Origin of the sequence: Providencia sp. PROV269 (assembly GCF_028477785.1) — a bacterium.
Lineage (GTDB): Bacteria > Pseudomonadota > Gammaproteobacteria > Enterobacterales > Enterobacteriaceae > Providencia > Providencia rettgeri.
Genome location: NZ_JAMPLV010000006.1, coordinates 266,921 through 292,264, shown reverse-complemented (window position 1 = coordinate 292,264; position 25,344 = coordinate 266,921). Strand labels below are relative to the sequence as shown.

Annotated in this window: 20 protein-coding genes; 13 read left to right on the top strand and 7 right to left on the bottom strand. The window is 39.3% G+C overall.

Going from position 1 to position 25,344, the window contains the following annotated elements; all coding sequences use genetic code 11:
* Positions 1 to 64 precede the first annotated feature (64 nt).
* From fkpB to PR683_RS11525, 6 genes are all read left to right on the top strand, one after another.
* Positions 65 to 535, top strand: coding sequence for an FKBP-type peptidyl-prolyl cis-trans isomerase (fkpB, locus tag PR683_RS11550; RefSeq protein ID WP_004905629.1), 471 nt, complete (start codon positions 65 to 67; stop codon positions 533 to 535).
* The gene (gene ispH, locus PR683_RS11545; RefSeq protein WP_004914678.1) at positions 516 to 1,469 is read left to right on the top strand and encodes a 4-hydroxy-3-methylbut-2-enyl diphosphate reductase; all 954 of its coding nucleotides are present in this window, start codon (positions 516 to 518) and stop codon (positions 1,467 to 1,469) included. The genes fkpB and ispH overlap by 20 nt, the downstream gene beginning before the upstream one ends.
* 290 nt (positions 1,470 to 1,759) lie before the next feature.
* Positions 1,760 to 2,581 carry a 4-hydroxy-tetrahydrodipicolinate reductase gene (gene dapB / locus PR683_RS11540; RefSeq protein ID WP_109911861.1) on the top strand — a complete coding sequence of 274 codons (822 nt, stop codon included), beginning with the start codon at positions 1,760 to 1,762 and terminating at the stop codon, positions 2,579 to 2,581.
* A 447-nt stretch (positions 2,582 to 3,028) separates the two neighbouring features.
* On the top strand, positions 3,029 to 4,192 hold the full coding sequence (gene carA / locus PR683_RS11535) for a glutamine-hydrolyzing carbamoyl-phosphate synthase small subunit (protein WP_164528422.1): 1,164 nt from the start codon (positions 3,029 to 3,031) through the stop codon (positions 4,190 to 4,192).
* 15 nt (positions 4,193 to 4,207) lie between these two features.
* The gene (gene carB, locus PR683_RS11530; RefSeq protein ID WP_272517569.1) at positions 4,208 to 7,429 is read left to right on the top strand and encodes a carbamoyl-phosphate synthase large subunit; all 3,222 of its coding nucleotides are present in this window, start codon (positions 4,208 to 4,210) and stop codon (positions 7,427 to 7,429) included.
* Between the two features lie 202 nt (positions 7,430 to 7,631).
* The gene (locus tag PR683_RS11525) at positions 7,632 to 8,654 is read left to right on the top strand and encodes a MerR family transcriptional regulator (RefSeq protein ID WP_272581794.1); all 1,023 of its coding nucleotides are present in this window, start codon (positions 7,632 to 7,634) and stop codon (positions 8,652 to 8,654) included.
* A gap of 40 nt (positions 8,655 to 8,694) precedes the next feature.
* Here the strand turns inward: PR683_RS11525 and PR683_RS11520 are convergent, their stop codons facing one another.
* Together PR683_RS11520 and metC are read right to left on the bottom strand one after the other, a co-directional pair.
* On the bottom strand, positions 8,695 to 9,372 hold the full coding sequence (locus PR683_RS11520; protein WP_004914669.1) for a DedA family protein: 678 nt from the start codon (positions 9,370 to 9,372) through the stop codon (positions 8,695 to 8,697).
* Positions 9,373 to 9,535: 163 nt separating this feature from the next.
* Positions 9,536 to 10,720: a cystathionine beta-lyase gene (gene metC, locus PR683_RS11515; protein WP_110731399.1), complete on the bottom strand. Its 1,185-nt coding sequence runs from the start codon at positions 10,718 to 10,720 to the stop codon at positions 9,536 to 9,538.
* A 413-nt stretch (positions 10,721 to 11,133) separates the two neighbouring features.
* Here metC and exbB point away from each other — a divergent pair, with 413 nt between their 5' ends.
* The 4 genes from exbB to yedF all read left to right on the top strand — a co-directional run bounded on the left by exbB (position 11,134) and on the right by yedF (position 15,488).
* The gene (exbB, locus tag PR683_RS11510; protein WP_004914664.1) at positions 11,134 to 12,075 is read left to right on the top strand and encodes a tonB-system energizer ExbB; all 942 of its coding nucleotides are present in this window, start codon (positions 11,134 to 11,136) and stop codon (positions 12,073 to 12,075) included.
* A gap of 5 nt (positions 12,076 to 12,080) precedes the next feature.
* Positions 12,081 to 12,506 (top strand): TonB system transport protein ExbD, encoded by a 426-nt coding sequence (exbD, locus tag PR683_RS11505; RefSeq protein ID WP_004905603.1) that lies wholly within the window; start codon positions 12,081 to 12,083, stop codon positions 12,504 to 12,506.
* Positions 12,507 to 14,037: 1,531 nt separating this feature from the next.
* A complete protein-coding gene (yedE, locus tag PR683_RS11500; protein WP_109911866.1) occupies positions 14,038 to 15,252 on the top strand; it encodes a selenium metabolism membrane protein YedE/FdhT in 1,215 nt (404 codons plus the stop codon).
* The gene (yedF, locus tag PR683_RS11495; RefSeq protein WP_004914660.1) at positions 15,249 to 15,488 is read left to right on the top strand and encodes a sulfurtransferase-like selenium metabolism protein YedF; all 240 of its coding nucleotides are present in this window, start codon (positions 15,249 to 15,251) and stop codon (positions 15,486 to 15,488) included. Before yedE ends, yedF begins: the two co-directional genes overlap by 4 nt.
* A gap of 339 nt (positions 15,489 to 15,827) precedes the next feature.
* Here yedF and PR683_RS11490 read toward each other — a convergent pair whose 3' ends face one another.
* Together PR683_RS11490 and rdgC are read right to left on the bottom strand one after the other, a co-directional pair.
* Positions 15,828 to 16,343, bottom strand: coding sequence for a GNAT family N-acetyltransferase (locus tag PR683_RS11490; RefSeq protein WP_272581793.1), 516 nt, complete (start codon positions 16,341 to 16,343; stop codon positions 15,828 to 15,830).
* Positions 16,344 to 16,580: 237 nt separating this feature from the next.
* A complete protein-coding gene (gene rdgC, locus PR683_RS11485; RefSeq protein ID WP_004914657.1) occupies positions 16,581 to 17,486 on the bottom strand; it encodes a recombination-associated protein RdgC in 906 nt (301 codons plus the stop codon).
* Between the two features lie 189 nt (positions 17,487 to 17,675).
* Between rdgC and mak the strand changes: the two genes are divergently transcribed.
* Together mak and PR683_RS11475 are read left to right on the top strand one after the other, a co-directional pair.
* Entirely contained in the window at positions 17,676 to 18,581 is a 906-nt protein-coding gene (gene mak, locus PR683_RS11480; RefSeq protein WP_196718564.1) for a fructokinase, read from the top strand.
* 765 nt (positions 18,582 to 19,346) lie between these two features.
* Positions 19,347 to 21,296: a bifunctional 2',3'-cyclic-nucleotide 2'-phosphodiesterase/3'-nucleotidase gene (locus PR683_RS11475; protein ID WP_109911869.1), complete on the top strand. Its 1,950-nt coding sequence runs from the start codon at positions 19,347 to 19,349 to the stop codon at positions 21,294 to 21,296.
* 196 nt (positions 21,297 to 21,492) lie between these two features.
* Here the strand turns inward: PR683_RS11475 and PR683_RS11470 are convergent, their stop codons facing one another.
* The 3 genes from PR683_RS11470 to PR683_RS11460 form a co-directional block, all read right to left on the bottom strand.
* Positions 21,493 to 21,792 (bottom strand): hypothetical protein, encoded by a 300-nt coding sequence (locus tag PR683_RS11470; protein WP_004914650.1) that lies wholly within the window; start codon positions 21,790 to 21,792, stop codon positions 21,493 to 21,495.
* Between the two features lie 438 nt (positions 21,793 to 22,230).
* On the bottom strand, positions 22,231 to 22,830 hold the full coding sequence (locus tag PR683_RS11465) for a nitroreductase family protein (protein ID WP_004914649.1): 600 nt from the start codon (positions 22,828 to 22,830) through the stop codon (positions 22,231 to 22,233).
* A gap of 351 nt (positions 22,831 to 23,181) precedes the next feature.
* Complete coding sequence (locus PR683_RS11460; RefSeq protein WP_272571424.1) at positions 23,182 to 24,042, bottom strand: MetQ/NlpA family ABC transporter substrate-binding protein; 861 nt, start codon at positions 24,040 to 24,042, stop codon at positions 23,182 to 23,184.
* Between the two features lie 238 nt (positions 24,043 to 24,280).
* Between PR683_RS11460 and PR683_RS11455 the strand changes: the two genes are divergently transcribed.
* Positions 24,281 to 25,315, top strand: a complete 1,035-nt coding sequence (locus PR683_RS11455) for an isopenicillin N synthase family dioxygenase (protein ID WP_109911871.1) — start codon at positions 24,281 to 24,283, stop codon at positions 25,313 to 25,315.
* The last annotated feature ends 29 nt before the right edge of the window (positions 25,316 to 25,344 follow it).

Sequence of the window (25,344 nt, the reverse complement as noted above, 5' to 3'; positions counted from 1 at the left end):
TAGAATGTAATAACTCACAGCCCAGATTTTCTGGGCTGAATTTTATGATAAATAGGTTTGGTTTATGTCTACTCAAATACAGGCGCAGAGCTCTGTTTTACTGCATTTCACACTGAAATTGGAAGATGGCTCTACGGCTGATTCCTCGCATGCACAAGGAAAGCCTGCGTTGTTTGTTTTAGGGAATGACTCCTTATCGCCAGAACTTGAAGCTCAATTGATTGGCCTTAATGAAGGTGAAAAGAAAAGTTTTTCGCTGCCCGGAGACACTGTTTTTGGGAAACATAATCCTGATTTAGTTCAATATTTTTCATTGCGTGACTTTATAGAAACAGGCATTCCTGAAATTGGTACGATAATGCTATTTACCGCGATGAATGGCAGTGAAATGCCAGGTGTAGTAAAATCAATTGAAGGTGAGTCGATTACTATTGATTTTAACCACCCTCTCGCTGAGCAGCAGATTAGTTTTGATATCGAAGTGCTTGAAGTAGACCCGCAATTGGAGAATCACAATGCAAATATTAATGGCTAACCCTCGTGGGTTTTGTGCTGGCGTAGACCGCGCAATTAGCATCGTAGAAAGGGCATTAGAAATATATGGTGCTCCGATTTACGTTCGTCACGAAGTGGTTCATAACCGTTATGTTGTTGATGATTTACGTCAACGTGGTGCTATCTTTATTGAAGAAATCTCAGAAGTACCGGATGGGTCAATCTTGATTTTTTCTGCGCATGGCGTTTCTCAAGCCATTCGCCAAGAAGCGCGTTCTCGCGATCTAACGATGTTATTTGACGCCACTTGTCCTTTGGTGACGAAAGTCCATATGGAAGTTGCACGAGCGAGTCGTAAAGGCAAAGAAGCTATTTTAATTGGGCATGCCGGGCATCCAGAAGTCGAAGGCACGATGGGCCAATATAGTAACCCTGAAGGTGGGATGTATCTTGTTGAGAGCCCAGAAGATGTTTGGAAATTAAAAGTGAAAGATGAAAATAATCTCTCTTTCATGACACAAACAACACTTTCTGTTGATGATACCTCTGATGTTATTGATGCACTGACTTCTCGCTTTCCAAGCATTGTAGGACCTCGTAAAGACGATATTTGCTATGCAACGACTAACCGCCAAGAGGCAGCGAGAGAACTAGCAGAACGCGCTGATATTGTTTTAGTCGTCGGTTCTAAAAACTCATCAAACTCAAATCGTCTAGCGGAATTAGCTTCGCGCATGCAAAAACCTGCATTTTTAATTGATGGTGCAGAAGATATTAAAACGGAATGGTTAGCAGATAAAAACATTATTGGCTTAACTGCGGGGGCATCAGCGCCAGACATCTTAGTTAGGCAAGTCATTGATCGACTTAAAGAGTTAGGAGCCGACTCGGTTGTTGAGTTGCAAGGGCGTGAAGAAAATATCGTCTTTGAAGTCCCTAAAGAATTAAGAGTTGAGGTTAAAGAGATTAATTAATCATTTGGTTTTAATTACAGGAACAGCCGCTTTACCATTCCTATCTTTGCGGCTGTTTTAACCTTTTTATTCAAGTTGTTCCCTTCGCGTTTTCTCTCAATTAAAACTTTTACTGATAATCTCTATGCTTTCTACGCTTTTGTTAATAACTCTGCATTTTTGCTAGCAGAATACAGTCAGGATAGTTAATCTGTATCACAATCATTTCTAAACTGTGGGTAAAAATAGCCTTTTTATCCTAAACAACAGTTCAAATTTATATATTTGCATTAATTAAAAAAGGATAAACCATGGCAAATTCAGTGGTACGTGTCGCAATAGTTGGTGCAGGTGGACGTATGGGACGCCAGCTAATCCAAGCCGCACAACAACAAGATGGAATTCAATTGGGGGCAGCGATTGAGCGTGAAGGATCATCACTTATCGGAACCGATGCAGGTGAACTCGCAGGTATCGGTAAGTTAGGTATTTCCATTGTTGATTCACTTGACCAGGTTGTTAATGATTTTGATGTGGTTATTGATTTTACGCGTCCAGAAGGCACATTGCATTACTTAGCATTTTGTAAAGCCAACCAAAAAGCCATGGTCATTGGTACGACAGGGTTTGATGAGCAAGGGAAGCAAGCCATTGCCGAAGCTGCGAAATCTATTCCTATTGTCTTTGCAGCAAATTTCAGTGTTGGCGTCAATGTCGTACTGAAATTACTGGAAAAAGCAGCAAAAGTAATGGGAAATTACACGGATATTGAAATTGTTGAAGCTCATCACCGCCATAAAGTGGATGCGCCATCAGGTACTGCTTTAGCCATGGGGGAATCTATTGCTAGCGCGCTGGGTAAAAATTTAAAAGAGTGTGCCGTATACACCCGTGAAGGCTACACAGGAGAGCGAGAACCTGGAACCATTGGTTTTGCAACTATCCGAGCTGGGGATATTGTGGGTGAACATACCGCCATGTTTGCAGATATCGGGGAACGAGTTGAAATTACTCACAAAGCCTCTAGCCGCATGACCTTTGCAAATGGTGCAATTAAGGCATCAGGTTGGGTTTGTGCTAGAAATAGTGGGTTATATAATATGAAAGATGTGTTAAATCTTGATGATTTATAGTATTTATTATTTATTTTTTTTGTTTATATATCAGTTAATTGCGATTAATAAGTATTTATTTTATGTTGATTTGAATTATTTGCATTCAAATCAACATAACCTTATCTTTTCATTGTTTTTATCTTCGGTTTTGCTCGTTAATTATCCTTCCCTCCTTCTTTTAGCTGAGTTATTATCAATAAACTAGTTATCTTACTTTGCAACCGTTTACTAATTCATTTTTACTATGATTTATACTACTCATCCAACTAAAAGTGAGGTAGTTGAGTAAAAAAGTAAGATAAAAGTGAAAAAAATGCATTTTTTTCTAGACAAGACCCTATCTCATCATTAGAATGCGCGCAATTTGCCAAAAATTTGCTTAAAAACTCATTTTGGCATTGATTTAGATCGCAAAATCTGAATTAATATGCAAAAAACGTGATTTATTATTCTCCGGAGGGTGTTTTGATTAAGTCAGCTATATTGGTTCTGGAAGACGGAACCCAATTCCACGGGCGTGCTATCGGTGCAGAAGGCGCTGCTGTTGGAGAAGTCGTTTTCAACACGTCGATGACCGGATATCAAGAAATAATTACAGACCCTTCCTATTCCCGCCAAATTGTTACTCTCACTTATCCCCATATTGGTAATGTCGGCACTAATGCTGATGACGAAGAATCTCCAAATGTTCATGCTCAAGGCTTAATCATTCGTGACTTACCATTGGTATACAGTAACTTCCGCGGGCAAGAAGGGTTATCTGAATATCTAAAACGCCATAATGTGGTGGCGATTGCAGATATCGATACACGTAAATTGACACGTTTACTGAGAGAAAAAGGCGCTCAAAACGGTTGTATCATTGCGGGTGATAACCCAGATGTTGCACTGGCATTGGAAAAAGCGCGTAGTTTTTCAGGTTTGAATGGGTTGGATTTAGCAAAAGAAGTCTGCACTAAAGAGATTTATAACTGGTCCCAAGGTTCATGGACGCTGGAAAATGGCCAGCAAGGCGCAAAAACTGCGGATGAACTCCCTTTACATGTTGTCGCTTATGACTTCGGTGCGAAGCGCAATATTTTACGTATGTTAGTTGACCGTGGCTGCCGTTTAACGGTGGTACCAGCAACAACACCCGCAGAAACTGTATTAGCGATGAACCCCGATGGTATTTTCTTATCGAATGGCCCTGGTGACCCAGCCCCATGCGATTACGCCATCAAGGCCATTGAAACATTTTTAACCACAGAAATTCCAGTATTTGGTATCTGTTTAGGGCACCAGTTACTTGCCCTGGCGAGTGGCGCTAATACCATGAAAATGAAGTTTGGCCATCATGGTGCTAACCATCCAGTTAAAGATTTAGATAAAGATGTGGTGATGATCACGGCGCAAAACCATGGTTTTGCTGTTGATGAATCGACACTTCCCGACACACTGCGAGTGACTCACAAGTCGCTGTTTGATGGAACATTGCAAGGTATTCACCGTACGGATAAACCAGCATTCAGTTTTCAAGGCCACCCAGAAGCAAGTTCAGGGCCACATGATGCGGCAAATTTATTCGACCATTTCATTGAATTAATTAATGAATACCGTCAGAACACACCTCGTCAAAACGCACAATAATCGGGAGCAAAAGAAATGGCAAAACGTACTGATATAAAAAGCATTCTGATTTTAGGTGCCGGCCCGATTGTGATTGGCCAAGCATGTGAATTTGACTACTCAGGTGCTCAAGCATGTAAAGCACTGCGTGAAGAAGGCTACCGCGTAATCTTAGTTAACTCGAACCCTGCGACAATAATGACTGACCCAGAAATGGCAGATGCAACTTACATCGAGCCGATTCACTGGGAAGTTGTGCGTAAAATCATCGAAAAAGAGCGCCCAGATGCAGTATTACCAACCATGGGTGGCCAAACCGCACTGAACTGTGCGCTTGAATTAGAGCGTAAAGGCGTTTTAGCCGAGTTCGGCGTCACTATGATTGGGGCAACGGCAGATGCAATCGATAAAGCTGAAGATCGCCAACGTTTTGATAAAGCAATGAAAAAAATCGGCTTGGGCACTGCACGCTCAGGTATTGCACATAATATGGAAGAGGCATATGCCGTTGCAGATGCGGTCGGCTTTCCCTGTATTATTCGCCCATCATTTACGATGGGAGGCACCGGTGGCGGTATTGCCTATAACCGTGAAGAGTTTGAAGAAATCTGTACTCGCGGTTTAGATTTGTCCCCTACTAACGAATTATTGATTGATGAATCGTTAATTGGCTGGAAAGAATACGAAATGGAAGTTGTCCGCGATAAAAAAGACAACTGTATTATCGTTTGTTCCATTGAAAACTTCGATGCCATGGGGATCCACACGGGGGATTCTATCACCGTAGCTCCGGCTCAGACATTGACCGATAAAGAATACCAAATCATGCGTGATGCATCGATGGCAGTATTGCGTGAAATCGGCGTTGAAACGGGCGGCTCTAACGTTCAATTTGCGGTAAACCCTAAAGATGGGCGCTTAATTGTTATTGAAATGAACCCACGGGTTTCGCGTTCATCAGCGCTTGCTTCTAAAGCGACGGGCTTTCCAATTGCAAAAATTGCGGCAAAATTAGCAGTGGGTTATACCCTTGATGAGTTAATGAATGACATCACTGGTGGCCGTACTCCGGCATCATTTGAGCCTTCCATTGACTATGTTGTGACAAAAATTCCACGTTTTAACTTTGAAAAATTTGCGGGCACGAATGACCGACTAACAACGCAAATGAAATCTGTCGGCGAAGTAATGGCTATTGGTCGCACATTCCAAGAATCAATGCAAAAAGCATTACGTGGCTTAGAAATAGGCGCAACAGGCTTCGACCCGAAAGTGGCCCAAGAAGACCCTGAAGCACTAACTCGCATCCGTCGTGAGTTAAAAGATGCAGGTGGAGAACGTATCTGGTTTATCGCGGATGCGTTCCGTGCCGGTCTTTCTGTTGATGGTGTTTTCAATTTAACCAATATTGACCGCTGGTTCTTAGTGCAAATCGAAGAATTGGTGCGTTTAGAAGAAGAAGTGGCTGAATTAGGCATCAATGGCCTAACTAAGGACTTCTTACGTGTACTTAAGCGTAAAGGATTTGCAGATGCACGTCTGGCAAGTTTAGTCGGTGTTTCTGAAGCAGAACTACGCAAACTACGTCAAGGCTATGATTTACATCCCGTTTATAAACGTGTTGATACCTGTGCGGCAGAGTTTGCAACAGACACGGCTTATATGTATTCCACATACGAAGATGAGTGTGAGTCAAACCCAAATAATGCTAAACCGAAGGTGATGGTATTAGGCGGTGGGCCAAACCGAATTGGGCAAGGGATTGAATTTGACTATTGCTGTGTACATGCATCTCTAGCGTTACGTGAAGACGGCTATGAAACCATTATGGTGAATTGTAACCCAGAAACTGTTTCAACCGATTACGACACGTCAGACCGTCTCTATTTCGAACCTGTCACTCTTGAAGATGTGCTGGAAATTGTACGCATCGAGCAGCCAAAAGGTGTGATTGTGCAGTATGGTGGTCAAACACCATTAAAATTAGCTAGAGCGTTGGAAGCTGCGGGTGTTCCTGTTATTGGTACGAGCCCAGATGCCATTGACCGCGCAGAAGACCGTGAACGTTTCCAGCAGGCCGTTAATCGCTTGAACTTAAAGCAGCCACAGAATGCAACTGTCACTGCTATTGAGCAAGCAGTTGAAAAAGCAGCTGTTATTGGTTATCCACTGGTTGTTCGCCCATCCTATGTGTTAGGTGGCCGTGCAATGGAAATCGTATATGATGAAATCGATTTGCGTCGCTATTTCCAAACGGCGGTGAGCGTTTCTAACGATGCGCCAGTGCTACTTGATCGCTTCTTAGACGACGCAGTTGAAGTTGACGTAGATGCGATCTGTGACGGTGAGATGGTGCTGATTGGCGGTATCATGGAGCACATTGAGCAAGCTGGCGTGCACTCTGGTGACTCTGCATGTTCACTACCTGCATATACACTTAGCCAAGAAATTCAAGATGTGATGCGCGAACAAGTCCGCAATCTTGCCTTCGAATTACGTGTACGTGGCTTGATGAATGTGCAGTTTGCCGTCAAAAATAACGAAGTTTATTTAATTGAAGTCAATCCACGTGCCGCAAGAACTGTGCCTTTTGTCTCTAAAGCAACAGGTGTACCATTAGCGAAAGTTGCAGCGCGAGTGATGGTAGGGCAAACCTTGGCACAGCAAGGAGTAACGGAAGAAGTTATTCCACCATACTACTCTGTAAAAGAGGTCGTATTGCCATTTAATAAATTCCCTGGGGTTGACCCAATTCTTGGGCCTGAAATGCGCTCAACAGGTGAAGTAATGGGTGTCGGCCGGACATTTGCAGAAGCATTTGCTAAAGCGATGTTAGGCAGTAGCTCGACGATGAAAAAATCAGGCCGTGCACTGTTATCCGTTCGTGAAGGGGATAAAACACGTGTGGTTGATTTAGCCGCTAAGCTGTTAAAACACGGCTTTGAGTTAGATGCTACTCACGGTACGGCGATTGTGTTAGGAGAGGCTGGGATTAATCCGCGCCTCGTTAACAAAGTTCATGAAGGTCGTCCACACATTCAAGATAGAATTAAGAATGGTGAATATGATTACATTGTGAATACCACCGCAGGCCGTCAAGCTATTGAAGACTCAAAATTAATTCGTCGCAGTGCATTGCGCTACAAAGTTCACTATGACACGACGTTGAATGGCGGTTTTGCCACCACGATGTCGCTCAGTGCAGATCCAACAGATACAGTAATCTCTGTACAAGAAATGCATGCATTAATTAAGTAATTATTTAATAAGTCACCTATGTAAGCCTCAGTATTCAATTTACTGGGGCTTTTTTATGGCTACTTTTAAACTATCGCTAGCGAGAAAATAATTGTCTGGTGATATTGTGGGTAAAATATAATTCCAATAAAAAATGCAAAATTGAGATTGACTCTCACGTAACGTGAGGCACTAACCTTGGTCGCAATTACAGGAGGAACCTATGCTATTTCAAGTTGGTGAGATTGCGGAAAAAACAGGATTAACCATCCGTACACTGTATCATTATGAAGAAATTGGCTTATTGGTACCAACTGCAAGAACCGATGCGGGTTATCGGCTTTACAACATGCAATGCATAGAGCGTTTAACGCAAATTCAATTGCTACGGCAGGTTGGAGTCAAACTGAAAAACATCGGTGAATTACTGGATGGCCAGAGTGGAGATATGACGAGTTTGCTGCAAGAACGAATTGCATTATTAACGGAACAAATGGAGCAAATGGCGACATTACGTTATCGATTAGAGCAATTACACAAGCAAATGCAAACAGGTAATAGTTTAACTCAGGCTGATTGGTTTTCTGTATTGGAGATGATGTCGATGTTTGATAAATATTTTACCCCTCAAGAATTGGAACAATTGCCACTCTATACGGCGCACACGCTGAAAAACCAAGAGTGGCAACAGCGCGTAGCAACGGTAAATAAGTTGATGGAACAAGGTGTAACACCTCAATCTATCGAGGTGCAACAAATTGCACATGAATGGATGACGGCATTAGAAAGAGATACCGGAGGCAACCCGGATTTCTTTGCACGATTGAATCGAATTCATTTATCGGATAACACGTTAGCCTATTCATCAGGTATTTCTGTTGCAATGATCCAATATGTAGCAGAGGGTTTTAGTGAGTACCAATTATCACTGTTTAAACCACATTTAACCGCGGAGCAATTTGCTTTTGTTCAGCAGCATTATTTTTCCTCAGGTGAGGCGTGGCCCGAATTAATCGCAGGTTTATATAATGCATTAAAAGCACATAAATCCCCAGACTCACCCGAAGTACAACAATTAGCGAAAACATGGTTAGCGATGTTCAACCAGTTTACGGGGGGAGATCCTGAGCTACAAGAGAGAATTCGGGTAATTTATCGTGAGGAACCCAAGACTTCGCAAGGAACATGGATGACAGCAGAAATTGGCCAGTACTTATTTTCTGCTATTAGTTTGATGGATCAATAAAACCAAATGGCCGCTAATTAGCGGCCATTACTCGGTCATACTATGATTTTTCTTTGCTACCAGAGAGTGCCTTTCGGTGTTTCCAATACATTACAATTGAACCAATTAGCCCACTAATTAGTAGGATGACAGGGATAATCATTAGCGCACTAATAACAATTTGCTCATGTTCTTTCACAAAAGGAATTTGGTTTAAGGCATACCCCAAGGTGACAATCAAGCCAACCCATAACAAGCCACTTAGCCAGTTAAAAAATTGGAAACGGCGGTGACTTAATTCAGATAACCCAGCGAGCAAAGGTAATATTGTTCTGACAAATGCAAGGAAGCGGCCGATAAGTAGGGCGTATAATCCTTGCTTATTAAACATATTATTTGCTTTGGTGTGATATTCCTCAGGAATTTGCGCTAACCAGCGTTTCACAACCTTGGTTTCACTTAACCATCGGCCTTGTAGAAAACCTAACCAGCAACCTAAACTGGCTGCTGTTGTTAGCAATAGTATTGTGGGAATAAAGTGTAAGACCCCTTTGGCAATTAATGCACCTGAAAGGATCAACAAGGTATCACCGGGTAGGAAAGCGGCGGGAAGAACGCCATTTTCTAAAACAATGACAACAAAAAGTACGGTATAAATAACCCAAAGCACTTCAGGGTTGGAGAGTTTAAGGAAATCGTGGTGCCAAAGTGCCAGTACGATTTCGCGTAGGACTTCCATAATCATTCCTGTATCTGCGTAAAAGCGAATTTCTTTATCATCTATATTACAGGAAAAAAAGGGTTCAAGTTTGATTTGTTTGATGAATTAATCATTGAGTGGATAAATTGCAGGAAATATTTAATGATTATCCTGCAATTAACATCTTGATTTAAGCTACAAATTAAATTCGCTCAAAAGCTAATTGTAAGTCGTGAATTAAATCATCGGTGTGCTCTAAACCGATATGCACTCGGAAGAAGGTGCCTTCTTTTGGTGAAAAATCATACTGCCGCATACTGAGCAAATCTTCTTTTTGGTATCCCAAAATCAGCGATTCAAAACCCCCCCATGAATAACCCATTTTAAAATGATTAAAATTATCAAGAAAAGCGGTAAATTGCTCCGTGGTTAAGCGTGATTTTAGTTGGAAAGAGAACAGACCATTAGAGCCTGTAAAATCACGAATAAAGAATTCATGACCCGGAGAATTCTCAAGTGCCGGGTGAAAAACCTGTTCAACTTCAGGACGTTGCTGTAACCAATTAGCAACTTGTAAGCTATTAATTTGATGCTGTTTTAATCGAGTCGGTAATGTATGCAGGCCACGATTAGCCATATAAACAGTGTCTGGGTCAGCTGTTTGACCTAAGAGATAAGAATTTTCACGTAATGTTTCAATACAGCGTTGGTTTGCCACAGCAAGGCCGAGCATTCCGTCGGAATGGCCATTGATATATTTAGTTGCTGATTGGATTGAAACGTCAACATCAAATAATAATGGTTTAAGTAAGACGCCCGCAGCCCAAGTGTTATCAATCATAATGACAATTTCAGGCGATTTAGCACGTATAGCTTTTACGATTGCAGGTAAGTCATGAACTTCCATGGTGATAGAGCCGGGGGATTCTAAGAATACAATACGTGTATTGGATTGTATTAAATCAGCAATCCCCGTTCCGATTAGGGGATCAAAATACGTGGTTTGGACATTTAACTTAGTGAGAATATTGTCGCAAAAATTTTGGGTTGGGTCATAAGCTGAACCGGTAACAAGGATATGTTCGCCTGCAGAGATAAAGGACAAAATGGCATTGGTAATTGCGGCAGCACCTGAAGGGTAAAGGACACAACCTGCACCTGCTTCTAATTCTGTCATGGCTTCTTGGAAAGCAAAATGTGTTTGCGTACCACGGCGTCCATAAAATAGTACGTTATTTGCACGATGGCGAGTTGCATGTCGTTTTTCTTCAAGCGTATCAAAAATAATAGAAGAAGCTCGTTGAATAACGGGGTTTACTCCTTTTTGTGTGTATTTAGGGTTTCGCCCAATATGAACTAATTGTGTTTCAGGTTTTATGTCTGCCATGATTTTTCCCTACACAGGATGTGAACTAGTTAAACTCAAAGGTGATTTATACTAAGACGTTAAATGATCCTGATAGAAATGTAACCTGAGTATTCTTCAACTTTCAATTCATAGGTAAGTCTCATTTTCTCAGGTTGCGTATGAACACTTAATTGAGCTATGAATTATTAAGGAAAATAACCGCATAATAGAGAAGGACATGTTTGTCTAAACGCAAAAAAATATAAAAAAATCGCGAATACTAATGATAATTACTATCAATTCGCGCTGTGTTTGATATCATCAGCACCGTCTTTTTGAAAAGAGACGGACAGCGCGAGTCAAATTTCGCTTTTAAAGGTTAGTCGATGAATGGCACAATCATCGATATGAATTTTATTATACAACACTAAAAAGAGAGTAAAGGCCAACTGATGCGTAAACTAACAGCTTCTATTCTATTGGCGTTCGGCTTGATGGGTACGGCAGTCGCTGAAACCACACCTGCAACAACACCAGCTGCGTCTCAAAATACACCATCAACACAACCGGCAGTAAACCCGGCTGCACCAACAACAACACCAAGTGCTGAAGTTGCATCAGTACCCGCTGAGCCTGTACAAGGCGAAGCTGTGAACACAACAGTTGTTAATGAAAACATTGAAATTGCAACAGAAGCACCAACAGGAGGTTTTGATCAAGACTTATCTGTTTGGGGAATGTACCAAAATGCAGATAACGTGGTTAAAACCGTTATGATTGGTTTGGTGATTGCTTCTGTTATTACATGGGCGCTATTTTTCTCAAAAGGTTTGGAGATTTTAGTTGCTCGCCGTCGCTTAAAAGCAGAAGCGAAAGCGATTGCTGAGGTAAAATCACTTGATGAGGCGGTCAGTATTGCAGAAGGCTTCAAAGCAAATAGCATTACTCGTATGTTATTAAATGAAGCTGTTACTGAGCGAGCTTTATCAGCGAATAGCTCTGATTTATCAGGTACAAAAGAGCGCACATCATTCCGCCTAGAAAGGGCTGTTGCTGCTATTAGCCGTTATATGGGGCGTGGCAATGGTTATTTGGCTACTATTGGTGCGATTTCTCCATTCGTCGGTTTATTTGGAACTGTCTGGGGGATCATGAATAGCTTTATCGGGATTGCCCACTCACAAACCACTAACCTTGCTGTTGTTGCGCCAGGTATTGCAGAAGCATTATTAGCAACAGCAATCGGTCTTATTGCCGCTATCCCTGCGGTTGTGATTTATAATATTTTTGCTCGTATGATCAACAACTATCGTGGTCAAGTAGGAGATGTCGCTGCTCAGTCCGCATTGTTACTGGGGCGTGATCTTGATCTGGCAAATAGCAAAGCAAGGTAATTATTATGGCAATGCGTTTAGGTGACGAACAAGACGATAGCGGTGAAATGCATGAAATTAACGTAACACCTTTTATCGATGTTATGTTGGTTTTATTGATTATCTTTATGGTTGCGGCACCATTGGCAACAGTTGATATTAAAGTCGACTTACCCGCCTCGACAGCGAAGCCGCAGCCGCGTCCAGAAAAACCCGTTTTTTTAACGGTGAAATCGGACAGCCAGCTTTTTATTGGGGACCAAGCTGTGACAAAAGAACAGCTTGCTTCTACACTTGACCAAGCAACAAGTTCTAATAAGGAAACGACAATCTTTTTCCAAGCGGACAAGAGTGTTGATTATGAAACTATGATGGATGTAATGAATGCATTGCGTCAATCTGGGTACTTGAAGATTGGTTTAGTGGGTATGGAAGCAACAACTTCAAAATAAGCGAATTACATCGTATAAACGCGTTTTATCGTTAAGGGTAAAACGCGTTTTTTTATTATCTAACTATGCCTTAAGGTAAGCCTGTGGCGATCTAATTTACCTTTGGCACTATTTTTGTCTATCTCATCACATTTATTTTGCTAATTAGATTTCTTTTTAAGAATTTTATTCTTATTTGACGCTTTCTATTCGTAATTTGATAGGCTGGGGTGGCTATTGCACTCATTGTTTCACTCTATTTAGGATATTTTTGCTTGTATTTTCTATAAGCAATGAAACATCTTATTAATTTTTATAATGAATCATTGTTTGTTTTTTCTTTATTATCACAGTAATGTCTATTGATTTTACCTTTTTTACTATTTATCTATTAGTTACATTGATTCATTTTCTTGGTTTTTTAATTTTTAAATGCGAGTTAAATAGCATATTAATGCTGATTATTTTATCAAAAGTAATGCAATAGCGATGTGAAACTTAACGAAAAATAAACCATATTATAAGTAAGGATTTATGTGGGGATCATTTTTAATCTATTTGACCTAATTCCTTATCAGATTGGTGGTTATTTTGTAAGGGAAGGATTCATCAGAAAAGTTATTATTTATCATGAGCCTGATTGTTTTTATATTTAATTCGTAGGTTAATAAATTTTAATTACGTAAATACCATTAATATTTATAATTGAAAAATATGTAAGTTTTATTAATGTTCAGAATGTTTTATTATTCCAGAAAATATATTTGTAAAGCTATGTGATATATATTAATTAATATTAAATTTACTTTTAAATTTTAAGTAAATTGTTTTCTATAAAAAATGTAAATTGTTTGTAATATCTTAACTATAGGTTAAATATTTTGCCTGATTTCGGTTTTTTCAATGTATCTATTTGATTTTAATTGCTTTGTTGCATGGTTTTTGTAGCTTATCATGAAAATAAAAAAACACTTGCGCAACAAAAGTGTTGCGCTATAATGCAACCAATAACATTTAGAAACACTTTTAAATACTTTATTATACTGAGTTATCTATTTTTATAATTTACTTATGCTAGGGAATCAATAAGGCCAATGCTAATTTGGAAATAATACAAAGTTAGTGAACGTTTAGGCCTTTGTATTAAAAATAGTTATGATTACTTAACAAGTAGGTCAGCTAAGTGAACGTATTTATACTGTGAGATAAGTGTTATTACTGGAGTCAAATGGGCTGACTACAGACTACGCATAGCAAGCGTCGCCGTAATACGGCAATTTCATATTATACTCTTCTATAGATAAAATAAGACTACACTTCCAGCGTTATCATTGAGATAGCGCTTTTTTTTTATTCCCATCTATTTCTTTAAATCTGAGTGTGCTCAAGATCAATCTGTCTCTCGTTTTATGATGAAATAACTTCACGAAAAAATTTATCGGAGTATGATGTTGCCACTTCGCTGTGGGGATCGATATAAATACTTATAACGATAATTATACAACGGCGAATTTCTCTGCCAAGGTCTGGCGTGAATGAATTGGAAGTAACAATGACTTGGTCTGATTTTAAATCTCGCTATCTCATCGGTTTTTGGAAACCATTACCTGCAGTTATTGCCGCAGGTATCTTATCAACCTATTACTTTGGCTTGACCGGCACATTCTGGGCGGTCACGGGTGAGTTTACGCGTTGGGGCGGGCACATCATGCAATTATTTGGTGCAGAGCCAGAGACATGGGGCTATTTTAAAGTTATTGGTTTTGAGGGTACACCTCTGGATCGTATTGATGGCGTGATGATCATTGGTATGTTTGCAGGGTGTTTTGCCGCTGCATTATGGGCCAATAATATTAAATTACGAATGCCTCAGCATCGGATACGTATTTTTCAAGCTATTTTAGGCGGTATTATCGCTGGATTTGGTGCTCGTTTGGCGATGGGGTGTAATTTAGCTGCATTCTTTACTGGTATCCCTCAATTTTCATTACACGCATGGTATTTTGCTGTTGCTACTGCGGCAGGGTCATACTTTGGTGCGAAATTCACACTAATGCCAATGTTTCGCATTCCTGTGAAACTGAAAAAAGTCAGCACCGCATCGCCGTTAACACAAAATCATAATGTGGCGAAAAGGCGCTTTAAACTGGGAATGGTGATTTTCACTTTAGCACTGGCTTGGGGCTTTTATACCTTATTAGACTCCCCAGTAATGGGGTTTGCCATTTTATGTGGTATTGGCTTCGGGTTACTGATTGAAAGAGCACAAATTTGTTTTACCTCTGCATTTCGTGATCTGTGGATCACCGGACGCACCCATATGGCGAAAGCTATCATTATTGGTATGGCGGTCAGTGCGATTGGTATTTTCAGCTATGTGCAGTTAGGTGCAACGCCAAAAATTTTATGGGCTGGGCCGAATGCCGTCATTGGTGGATTACTGTTTGGCTTCGGTATTGTACTCGCTGGTGGCTGTGAAACGGGCTGGATGTACCGTGCGGTAGAAGGCCAGGTTCATTATTGGTGGGTAGGTTTTGGTAATATTATTGGTGCTACAGTACTGGCTTACTACTGGGATGACTTAGGCCCTTGGCTAGCGACTGATTTTGACAAAGTTAATTTACTTGAAACCTTTGGACCAGAAGGTGGATTACTGGTCACTTATGGGTTATTAGCGGTCGCATTTGTACTGATGTTGGTCTGGGAAAAACATTTTTTCCGTAAACGTTCTCAAAAAGCATCTAATGTATCCGTGGAGGTTGTATGAGTAAGAAAGACATTATCCCTGATTACCGGTTAGATATGGTCGGCGAACCTTGTCCATACCCAGCAGTGGCAACATTAGAAGCAATGCCATCGTTGAAAAAAGGTGAAATATTAGAGGTAGTAAGTGATTGCCCGCAGTCGATCAATAATATTCCTCTGGATGCGAAAAACTACGGTTATACTGTGTTGGATATTCAGCAAGATGGGCCGACTATTCGTTATCTTATCCAAAAATAACGAATACGCGTCATATTTTGCACTGTCGCGGCGTTGGCTTCATGCGTTAGCCCTAGTCACATACTTGTGTATGCTCCTAGGGTCTAACGCATTTGCCGCCTTGCGACAGCACAAACTATTTAGCGTATTGGTATTGGTCATGCTTCGTGCTGTAGCGTTGTTGACTGCACTTATAGGCTTACGCCTATTCCCTAATCACACTGCATGCTCCTAAGGCTCGGTTCGCTTGTCGCCTAGTTACAACCCAAATTATATAGGGTATCTTAGTGATACCCTGTAAATATTAAAGCGGTCGGTAAATCGGGAAATTGAACACGGTTAGTATAGGTGGTAGTTCGATTACTCTTCTTGTTCTTGCCAATTAGTAATATCTAGAACCAACTCACATTCGTCATCCATATAAGCGCCTGTTGGAACAAAACCAAGCTTTTTGTAGAACTCAAATGGGCTTTCTTCCCCTTCACCACAGCTATTATAAAGGCGAGGATAACCTTTTCTCTTTAAATACTGGATGACTTGAACTAAAGCTTCTCGGCCAAACCCCAGTTTTTGGTAGGGTTCTGCAATCATAAAGCGCCAAAGCATAATGCCGTCATATTCTAACTCATCGTCATCTAGCCCTGAATGCAGCATGATAAAACCAACAGGGACATCATCAGCGTATATGCCTCGATACCATGCACAATCAGAAAATTGTGCTTCCACCATGGAATAGGCGTTATCTGCTACCATATTACGCTGTTCCTCACTAAGTGTATGACTTAGTAAGCAAATTTCAGAAAAATTTTCTGCAGTGACTTTTTGTAGGGTAACCAGTGAATTTTCATCTAATTCAGGTTCGATGAGCTCTTTCATAACATTTCCTTCGACAGAATATTGACCATAATCATCAGTGATGGATTATTTTTATTATTGTTGTTGAACATAATTAAATATCAGAAATTTGCGATATGGATATAAATCAATCAACCAGAGATTTCACAACCAGTCAATGACTTAATTGTGGCTATGTAAGCGGGATCTAAAAAGTGATGGCAACTTACTTAAGTGTTAGTTGCCATTGTGAGAGCAATAGAGGATATGGAAACAAATTTAGTGTTCGGCTTCACCACCTAAGACATCAATCAAGCGAGCGATTAATGCACTGAGTTCACCGGTCATTAAGACGTAATCAGCATCAAATTTTTGAGCGTAGTCTTCTTTGGCGATGTCATCATTTTGGTCTTTTAATGTATCGCTAAATTTGAGGCGTTTTAGTGAACCATCGTCAGATAACATGAACTGGATACGCTCTTCCCAATCTAAGGCCAGTTTGGTAACGAGCTTGCCAGCTTCAATGTGGTTTGCGATTTCATCAGAAATTAGGTCTTGTTTCTTACAGCGGATAATACCACCTTCTTCTAAGATAGCTTTTAGCTCTGCTTCATCCATGACAGCAAAGCCTTGTGGTAATGAGCCTGAACGGATCCACTCAGTAAGTGTTAGCTCTATAGGGTCTTTAAAAGTCAGAGGAACGACAGGTAAAGAACCTAGGCTTTTGCGAAGTAAAGCTAAATTATCTTCAGCGCGTTTTGCGCTTGCGGCATCAACAATAATTAATTGATTTACAGTATCAATCCAAATGTAGGTTTTACTAAATTTACTAAATGCGCGAGGGAGTAAAGCATGGACGACTTCATCTTTTAAGGAGTCTTTTTCGGTTTTTTTTAACTTACGCCCTTGTTCAGCTTCTAGTTTTTCAATTTTATCCTGTAGTTCTTGCTTTATTACAGGAGATGGCAGCATTTTTTCTTCTTTTTTAGCACAAATAAGAATTTGATTACCCGCAGCATGCGTCAATGCATCACCACCATTCATAGGGGAAACCCAGCCAGTTTGCATCATGTCTTGGCTACCACAAGGATGATAGGCGAGGGCGGCAAGCTGTTTCTCTAAATCATCTGCGGAGAGTGCCAAATCCCGATTTAGGCGATAGACCAATATATTCTTGAACCACATGAAAAACCTACCTTTGTTGATAAATAGCCAGTTAGAGCATGGGGCTATGATAGCGAATTGTCTGTTATTAAGCGAAAAAAAATACGTTGACGTTGAGGGCTGCTATCATTTCATTAGCTAACTATTGATAATACTCCTCAAATCAAGCCATGATAACCATAGAACCCTTGAATAGTAGAGAGCATCATAATGAGAATAGGTATTGACCTTGGTGGAACCAAAATTGAAGTTATTGCATTGGATGACAGTGGTAATACTTTGTTTCGTAAACGTATTCCAACACCTCGTGGTGATTATGATGCGACACTTAAAGCGATCGCGAGTTTAGTGGCGGATGCAGAAACGGCGACGGGGTTGTCAGGCAGTGTTGGTGTTGGGATCCCTGGAACCTTGTCTCCAGTGACAGGAAGAGTTAAAAACGCCAATTCCACATGGCTTAATGGCAGACCGTTCGATGCCGATTTAAGTTATTTATTAAACCGTAAAGTAAAAATGGCAAATGACGCTAATTGTCTCGCCGTCTCTGAGGCCGTTGATGGTGCAGGAGCAGGCGAGAAAGTCGTGTTTGCCGTAATTATCGGAACTGGATGTGGTGCAGGAATTGCAATAAATGGGCAAGTGCACTCAGGGGGAAATGGCGTTGCAGGGGAATGGGGTCATAACCCTCTACCATGGCAAGATGAGCAAGATAGGCAATTTCTAGTAACAGAAAACTGCTATTGCGGGCTGACAGGTTGCACGGAATTGTTTGTCTCAGGCACAGGGTTTATGGCGGATTACGCGAAAATGTCAGGAAGCCAAAAAACGGGAATGGAAATTGTCGAATTAGCACAATCAGGTGATAAATATGCCAAGATCGCACTGGAAAATTACCTCAACCGCCTCGCAAAAGCCCTCGGACAAGCCATTAATATGTTAGACCCAGACGTGATAGTGCTAGGGGGCGGAATGAGCAATGTCGATTACTTATATGAAGCGTTGCCAGCAAGGATCCGCCAATGGGTATTTGGTGGGGAGTGTGATACGCCTATTCGTAAAGCGGTGCATGGCGATTCGAGTGGGGTGCGCGGAGCCGCTTGGCTATTTTCGTCCTAATTTACGCTGTAGCGTTGTTGGCGGCGCTTGGCTACTCGGGTCACATACTAATGTATGCTCCTATCTTTTCGTCATACTTCAAGCTGTGGCTGCGTTGGCTTCATTCAGTCACTCTAGTCACATACTTATGTATGTTCCTTGAGATGACCTCATTTTTCCGCCTTGCCACAACTTGAATTATTTAAAAAAAATGTAGTTTACTTTGAGGAGAAAACGACAAATTATCTTATTTTCGCCTAGTTATGGTACACATAAGTTAGAAAATAATATTGATATTTTAATGCTTAAATAATCATCTTTTTTTACTTAAATTAAATTTTAATTAATTGAAGATGATTTAATAAATATATTTATTAAATCAAATTTGATAAGTAAGATTGATTATTTTATTTATGTAACGAATTGTGGTTTTTTAATCAAAATAAGTTTACTTTGTATTAAGTGATATAAATCACAATTCTTTTTTTACTTCAAAAAATATTCACAATACCTCGACAAGATAACTTCAATTATTTTGGGTAAATTTGTCATCATTAATTCATTTTTGTGAGCTATATAAAAATCAAGCCCAATAAAAAGATGAAAACCGTGATTTAGTCACAAAAAATGGTTAGTGTTTGCAGTGTATTATCATTAAAAATTGACGTCATGCACATAGTGTAAAATTTTAACGCTATTTTTGTTGTTTATTTGTTCAATTTTACAGGATAGGTACTCAAATTTGAGAGGCAATTTTCTCTCAAAAATGGCAACTAAGGGGATTACATGAATAAAGTATTAAAACTTTCAACACTTGCTATGTTAGTCGCATTTAATGCGAACGCAGCAACGGTTGATTTACGCGTAATGGAAACATCGGATGTTCACAGCAACCTCGTTGACTTTGATTATTATAGAGACAAGCCGACAGAGCAATTTGGTTACGTACGTACCGCGACATTAATTAAAGCCGCTAAACAAGAAGCAACAAACTCAGTATTAGTGGACAACGGAGATTTAATCCAAGGTAGCCCATTAGCAGACTATATAGTAGGTGAAGGTTTAAAAGACGGTGAATCTCACCCGGCACATAAACTTTTAAATACTATGGGTTACACCGTAGGTAACTTCGGTAACCATGAGTTTAACTTTGGATTAGAGTTCTTACACAAAGCGATTGATGGCGCAAAATTCCCATACATTAATGCCAATATTATCGACGCGAAAACAGGTAAAAACTACTTTAACCCATACATTATTGTCGATACACCGGTTAAAGATAGAGACGGCAAAACACACACCATCAAGATTGGTTATATTGGTTTTGTTCCACCACAAATTCTCATTTGGGATAAACCAAATTTAGAAGGCAAAGTATTAGTTAATGACATTACTGAAACCGCGAAAAAATTTGTACCTCAAATGAAAAAAGAGGGAGCAGATTTAGTTGTTGCGATCCCTCACTCTGGTTTCTCGCAAGAGCCATATAAAGCAATGGCTGAAAACTCAGTTTATTACCTCAGCGAAGTTCCGGGTATTGACGCGATTATGTTTGGCCACTCACACGGTGTGTTCCCAAGCAAAGATTTCAGTGATATCAAGGGTGTTGATGTTGCGAAAGGGACTGTTAATGGCGTGCCAGCCGTCATGCCAGGGCAGTGGGGTGATCATTTAGGTGTTGTTGATTTAGTGGTCAATAATGATGATGGTGCTTGGAAAGTAGTTGATGCAACCGCTCACGCACGCCCTGTCTATGACAAACCAAATAAGAAAGCCTTGGTTGAACGCGATGGCGACCTCGCAAAAATTATTGAGCAAGAACACCAAGATACTCGTAAATTTGTTGGGAAACATATCGGTAAAGCATCCGAAAACATGTACAGCTATTTAGCATTGGTTCAAAGCGACCCAACTGTACAAATCGTGAATGACGCCCAAATCGATTACACCAAAAACTTTATTCAAGGTGACCCTGATCTGGCTGATTTACCGGTTCTTGCAGCCGCAGCACCATTTAAGGCAGGCGGTCGTAAAAATTCACCGACTGAATTCATTGAAGTCGAAAAAGGTGATTTAACCTTCCGTAATGCTGCTGACTTGTATTTATATCCAAATACATTGGTTGTGGTTAAAGCGACTGGTGCGGATGTCGTCGAATGGTTAGAATGTTCAGCGGGAATGTTCAATCAAATCAACCCACAATCAACAGCACCACAAAGCTTATTGAATTGGAATGGTTTCAGAACTTATAACTTTGATACAATTAGTGGTGTAAATTATCAAATCGACTTGACTCAACCAGCGAAATACGATGTTGATTGCCAAACTGTCAACAAAGATGCTAACCGAATCAAAAATGTCACCTATCAAGGTAAGCCGATTGATCCAAAAGCCACCTTCTTAGTGGCAACGAATAACTACCGTGGCTACGGCGGTAAATTTGCGGGAACAGGTGATAATAATGTTGCATTTGCATCTCCGGATGAAAACCGTTCTATTTTAGCGGCTTATATTGCTAAAGAGTCTAAAGATAAAGGACAAATTGCGACTAAAGCGGCTAATAATTGGTCATTCACACCAATTAAAACAGACAAAAAACTGGATGTTCGCTTTGAAACAGCACCAAGTGAAAAGGCTGCAAACTTTATCAAAGAAAATGCACAGTATCCGATGAAACAAATCGGTACTGATGATATTGGTTTCGCTATTTATCAAATAGACTTAACTGAGAAGTAATTTTAACGTATTTGTATTATTCGAGCCTACCTACGGGTGGGCTTTTTAATGGCTAACTGATAGGTTTGGGAGGCGATTTTTTTAGAGGAAAAAACGTGAAGTGAGGATAATAAGGGAAAATAGTGCTCGGAATATAAACATCACTTTTAAAGTTTAATACCCCGAGCGGTTATAATTTAATGTAGACATCATATTACTATTCATAAAAAACATTCAACATAGGTAATTTAGAATATTTATCATATTCTACTTTAACATATTCAGACTCTATCTTTTGACCCTCTTTTAAAGAACGGGTTATTGAGATGTCTTTACCTTTCCGGTAACACTTAACATTAACTTGCTCTTTATGTTCAACATTGACTGAACATTGTGGCTCATAGATATAACCTGTAAATGAAATTGTACCTCCTGATGAATTATTGCCTGCATAGGTGAAAGAACAACTTGAAATGATTATAGCAACAACAGATGTTAGTAAAGATAAACCTTTCATAGTCCACCCCCTTAATAACACGTTACACGATGAAGCGTGTTTTTGTGCTTTCACTTTTAGTGTAGTTCAAATATCCATAATGCAAAACTAAAAATGAAAATATACTTAGAGTTTAGTGGGGTGATTGATTAATTCGTTGATAAGTATCAATTTATCTATTTGTTTAATTTCTTCTGATCAATTAATGAGCAAGTGGTAATGAAAGTGTAATAATAACAGTGTAATTGTAAATATTTATATTTATTTCGATAAAGTATTTTTAATAAATATGTTTTGTCGATAGCGCAGATTAATTTAGAATAAGTTATTATTATATTTTAAATGGTGGAAATCATAAGTGATGACATTAAGCTATGCACTTTAATAATATGATATAAATAAAATCCCCCCGTAAGTATATTACGAGGGGATTATTTAAAATTTTAGTATTATTTCAGCTTATTTGAAAACTTTGAAACGAACATCATCGTCCATAAAGTCTTTATCACCTGCTGGTGAATTAATAGAACCAAATACCATTTGAGCGCGTAATATCCAGTTAGCAGGCACATTCCATGCTGCTTGAACGTCATTATCAATCAGTGGATTATAGTGTTGTAAAGATGCACCAATATTTTCTTGTGATAATGCAGTCCAGACTGCGAATTGAGCGATACCACTGGCTTGTTCAGACCAAATTGGGAAGTTATCCGCATATAAAGGAAATTGCTCTTGTAAGCCTTTTACGATGTCTTGGTCTTCAAAAAACAGAATAGAACCGGCACCTGCAGCAAAGCTATCAATTTTTTGTTCTGTTGCAGCGAAGGCTTGCTCAGGAACAATTTTACGTAGTGCTTCTTTGGTCATATTCCATAATTTTTTGTGTTCAGCACCAAATAAAATTACGACACGAGATGTTTGTGAGTTAAATGATGATGGTGAATGTTTAACTGCTTCTTTAATTAATTTCGTGACGTGTTCTTCTGATACAGGTAAAGCATCGCCGAGGTTATAAATGGTACGACGATTTTTAATCATTTCGATAAATGCGTTAGACATTTTAGTCTCCTAGCTTTTCATTAGCGCACGGCATGTTATTGAATAAATCTTAGAAGCCGTAGTGTGTTTCAATGGTTATTACTATAACGTGGGGAATAAAAAATCATAGAAAAAAAATTTAACGATAAGGTTCAAATTTTTGCGCCAAGTTAAGGGTTGGATTTAATTGATTTAAAATCAATAGGTTATTTTTATTTTTAGCGATGATTCATAGCAAAAAACCACATTAATAAACACTAATGAATAATATGCATAGAAAATAATTGAGTATAAAAGGGGGAGGAATATGGGAAATGAAAGAGCCTAGCTAGAGGCGTAACCCTGCTAGGCAAGAATGATAACTAGTTTTACTTAATTGAGTTCACTAACATTTTTGGTTATTTCGATTTTAGTTCCGCCAAAATTATCAATGATGTACTTTCTTACCGCTTCAGTGTGGTACAGTTCTGCTAATTTGGCAAATTTGGGGTTATCCTTGTTATCTGTTTTAACGACTAATAAATTGATATTATTGATAATAGTCTCATCATTTTCTTCCCTAAATAACGAGTCAGTTAAAACATTTAACCCACCTTCTTGTGCAGCTGTATTACCGATGACTGCGATATCAACATCAGGTAATGCCCTTGGGCCATGAGCATATTTTATTTGCCTAAACACTAAGTTCTTAGGGTTCGAGACAATATCATTAGTAGACCCTGTGGCTTGGTTGAAATCAGGTTTTAATACAATTAATCCTGACTTTTCAAGTAATTTAAGTGCACGTATATGGTTGGCGGCATCGTTAGGAATGGCAACGATAGATTGCTGAGGTAAATCAGCCAATTTTTTATGCTTTACCGAATATATGCCCATTGGCTCAAAATAGGTGGTTGAAATTGCGGTTAATTGGTTATTATGACTTTTATTAAAATCTTTTAAAAAGCCCCAAGATTGAAATGCATTAACATCAACATCTCCGTCAATAGTGGCGACATTAAGTGTTATTCCATCATCAATAATTTTGACATCAATATCGAGGTTGGCTTTTTTAGCTTCCGGTGATTGAGCAATAAATTGCCATATATCTGCATCACTACCGTGGCTACCAATAATAATTTTTTGTGATGCTGCTTTTTGTGACTCTGTTGTTTCGTTAGTGCTTTCTTCTTGGGAACATGCCACCAAGGCCGTTAACGACAAAGACAATAACACTGCAGGTAGTTTTTTCATTTGATGATCTCTAATTGGTTTTGTTATCAGTATCTAACCAAATAAAAATAACGCTTTATAAATAATATTTTTTCCACATTTTTTCTTTTTAGTTATATGAGGTTAAAATATTCAAAAAGTTATATCGATATAGTTTTAAATTATTTTTAGTAATATCAGATGTGGTATTTAATCGAGTGATGAATATATCGTGAATTTTATTCATTATTTAAATAAATATTTAAAAAGGCCGATTAATATGTCTATCACACAATTACCTATTATTGATTTACATGAGCTTGAAAACCCTGAAACACGAGAGAGTTTCTATAAAAAATTGCGCTTTATTGCCAGGGAAATTGGCTTTTTTTATCTCGTTGGGCATAATATTTCCGTTGGCACCCGAGAGCAATTATTAGCGACAACCAAGCAATTTTTTGCCTTACCTCAAAGCGAAAAAGAAAGTATCTCGATGGAATACTCAAAGCATTTTCGAGGGTACACGGCATCCACTGAAGAGAGCACTCGTAGCCAGCCAGATTACCGTGAACAGATTGATATTGGCGAAGAGTTACCGGCATTACAACTTAATCAAGATGACCCTATCTGGTTTAATTTACATGGGCCAAACCAATGGCCACAATCCTTACCTGAACTTAAACCCCAAGCACTTGCGTGGCAACGTGAAATGCGAACCATTGCGGTAAAATTAATTAAAGCATTTTTAGTTGCATTAGAATTGCCTGAAAATAGCTTTGATGAAATTATTGCCGACCCTGCCCAACATTTATTAAAACTTATTCATTATCCGGCAAGGGAAGATAATAATGAAGGGGAGCAAGGGGTTGGAGCGCACAAAGATGCGGGAATTTTAACCTTATTATGGCAGGATAATAGTGGGGGGCTACAAGTTGAAACTGATGCTGGTTGGATAGATGTTGAACCTTTGGAAAATGCATTTGTGGTAAATATTGGAGAAGTATTTGAATTAGCCACTAATGGCTATTTACGTGCGAATGTTCATCAAGTTGTTAGGCGTAAAAATAGTCATTCCCGCTATTCCATTGCTTATTTTATTACACCAAATATTTTTGCGGAAGAAGTCCCATTATTAAATTTACCCCATTATTTAGCACAACAAGCGTTAGGGCCGGATAGCGATCCATTAAACCCATTATTTACCAATCTCGGAAAAAATGTCATTAAAGGGCGATTGCGTTCCCATTTAACAGTAACTCGTCGCTTTTATCCTAAGGAATATGAGCAAATAATAAGTAATAACAATATTATCTGAGTAATCGAGTCGTTAGAGATATGATGATA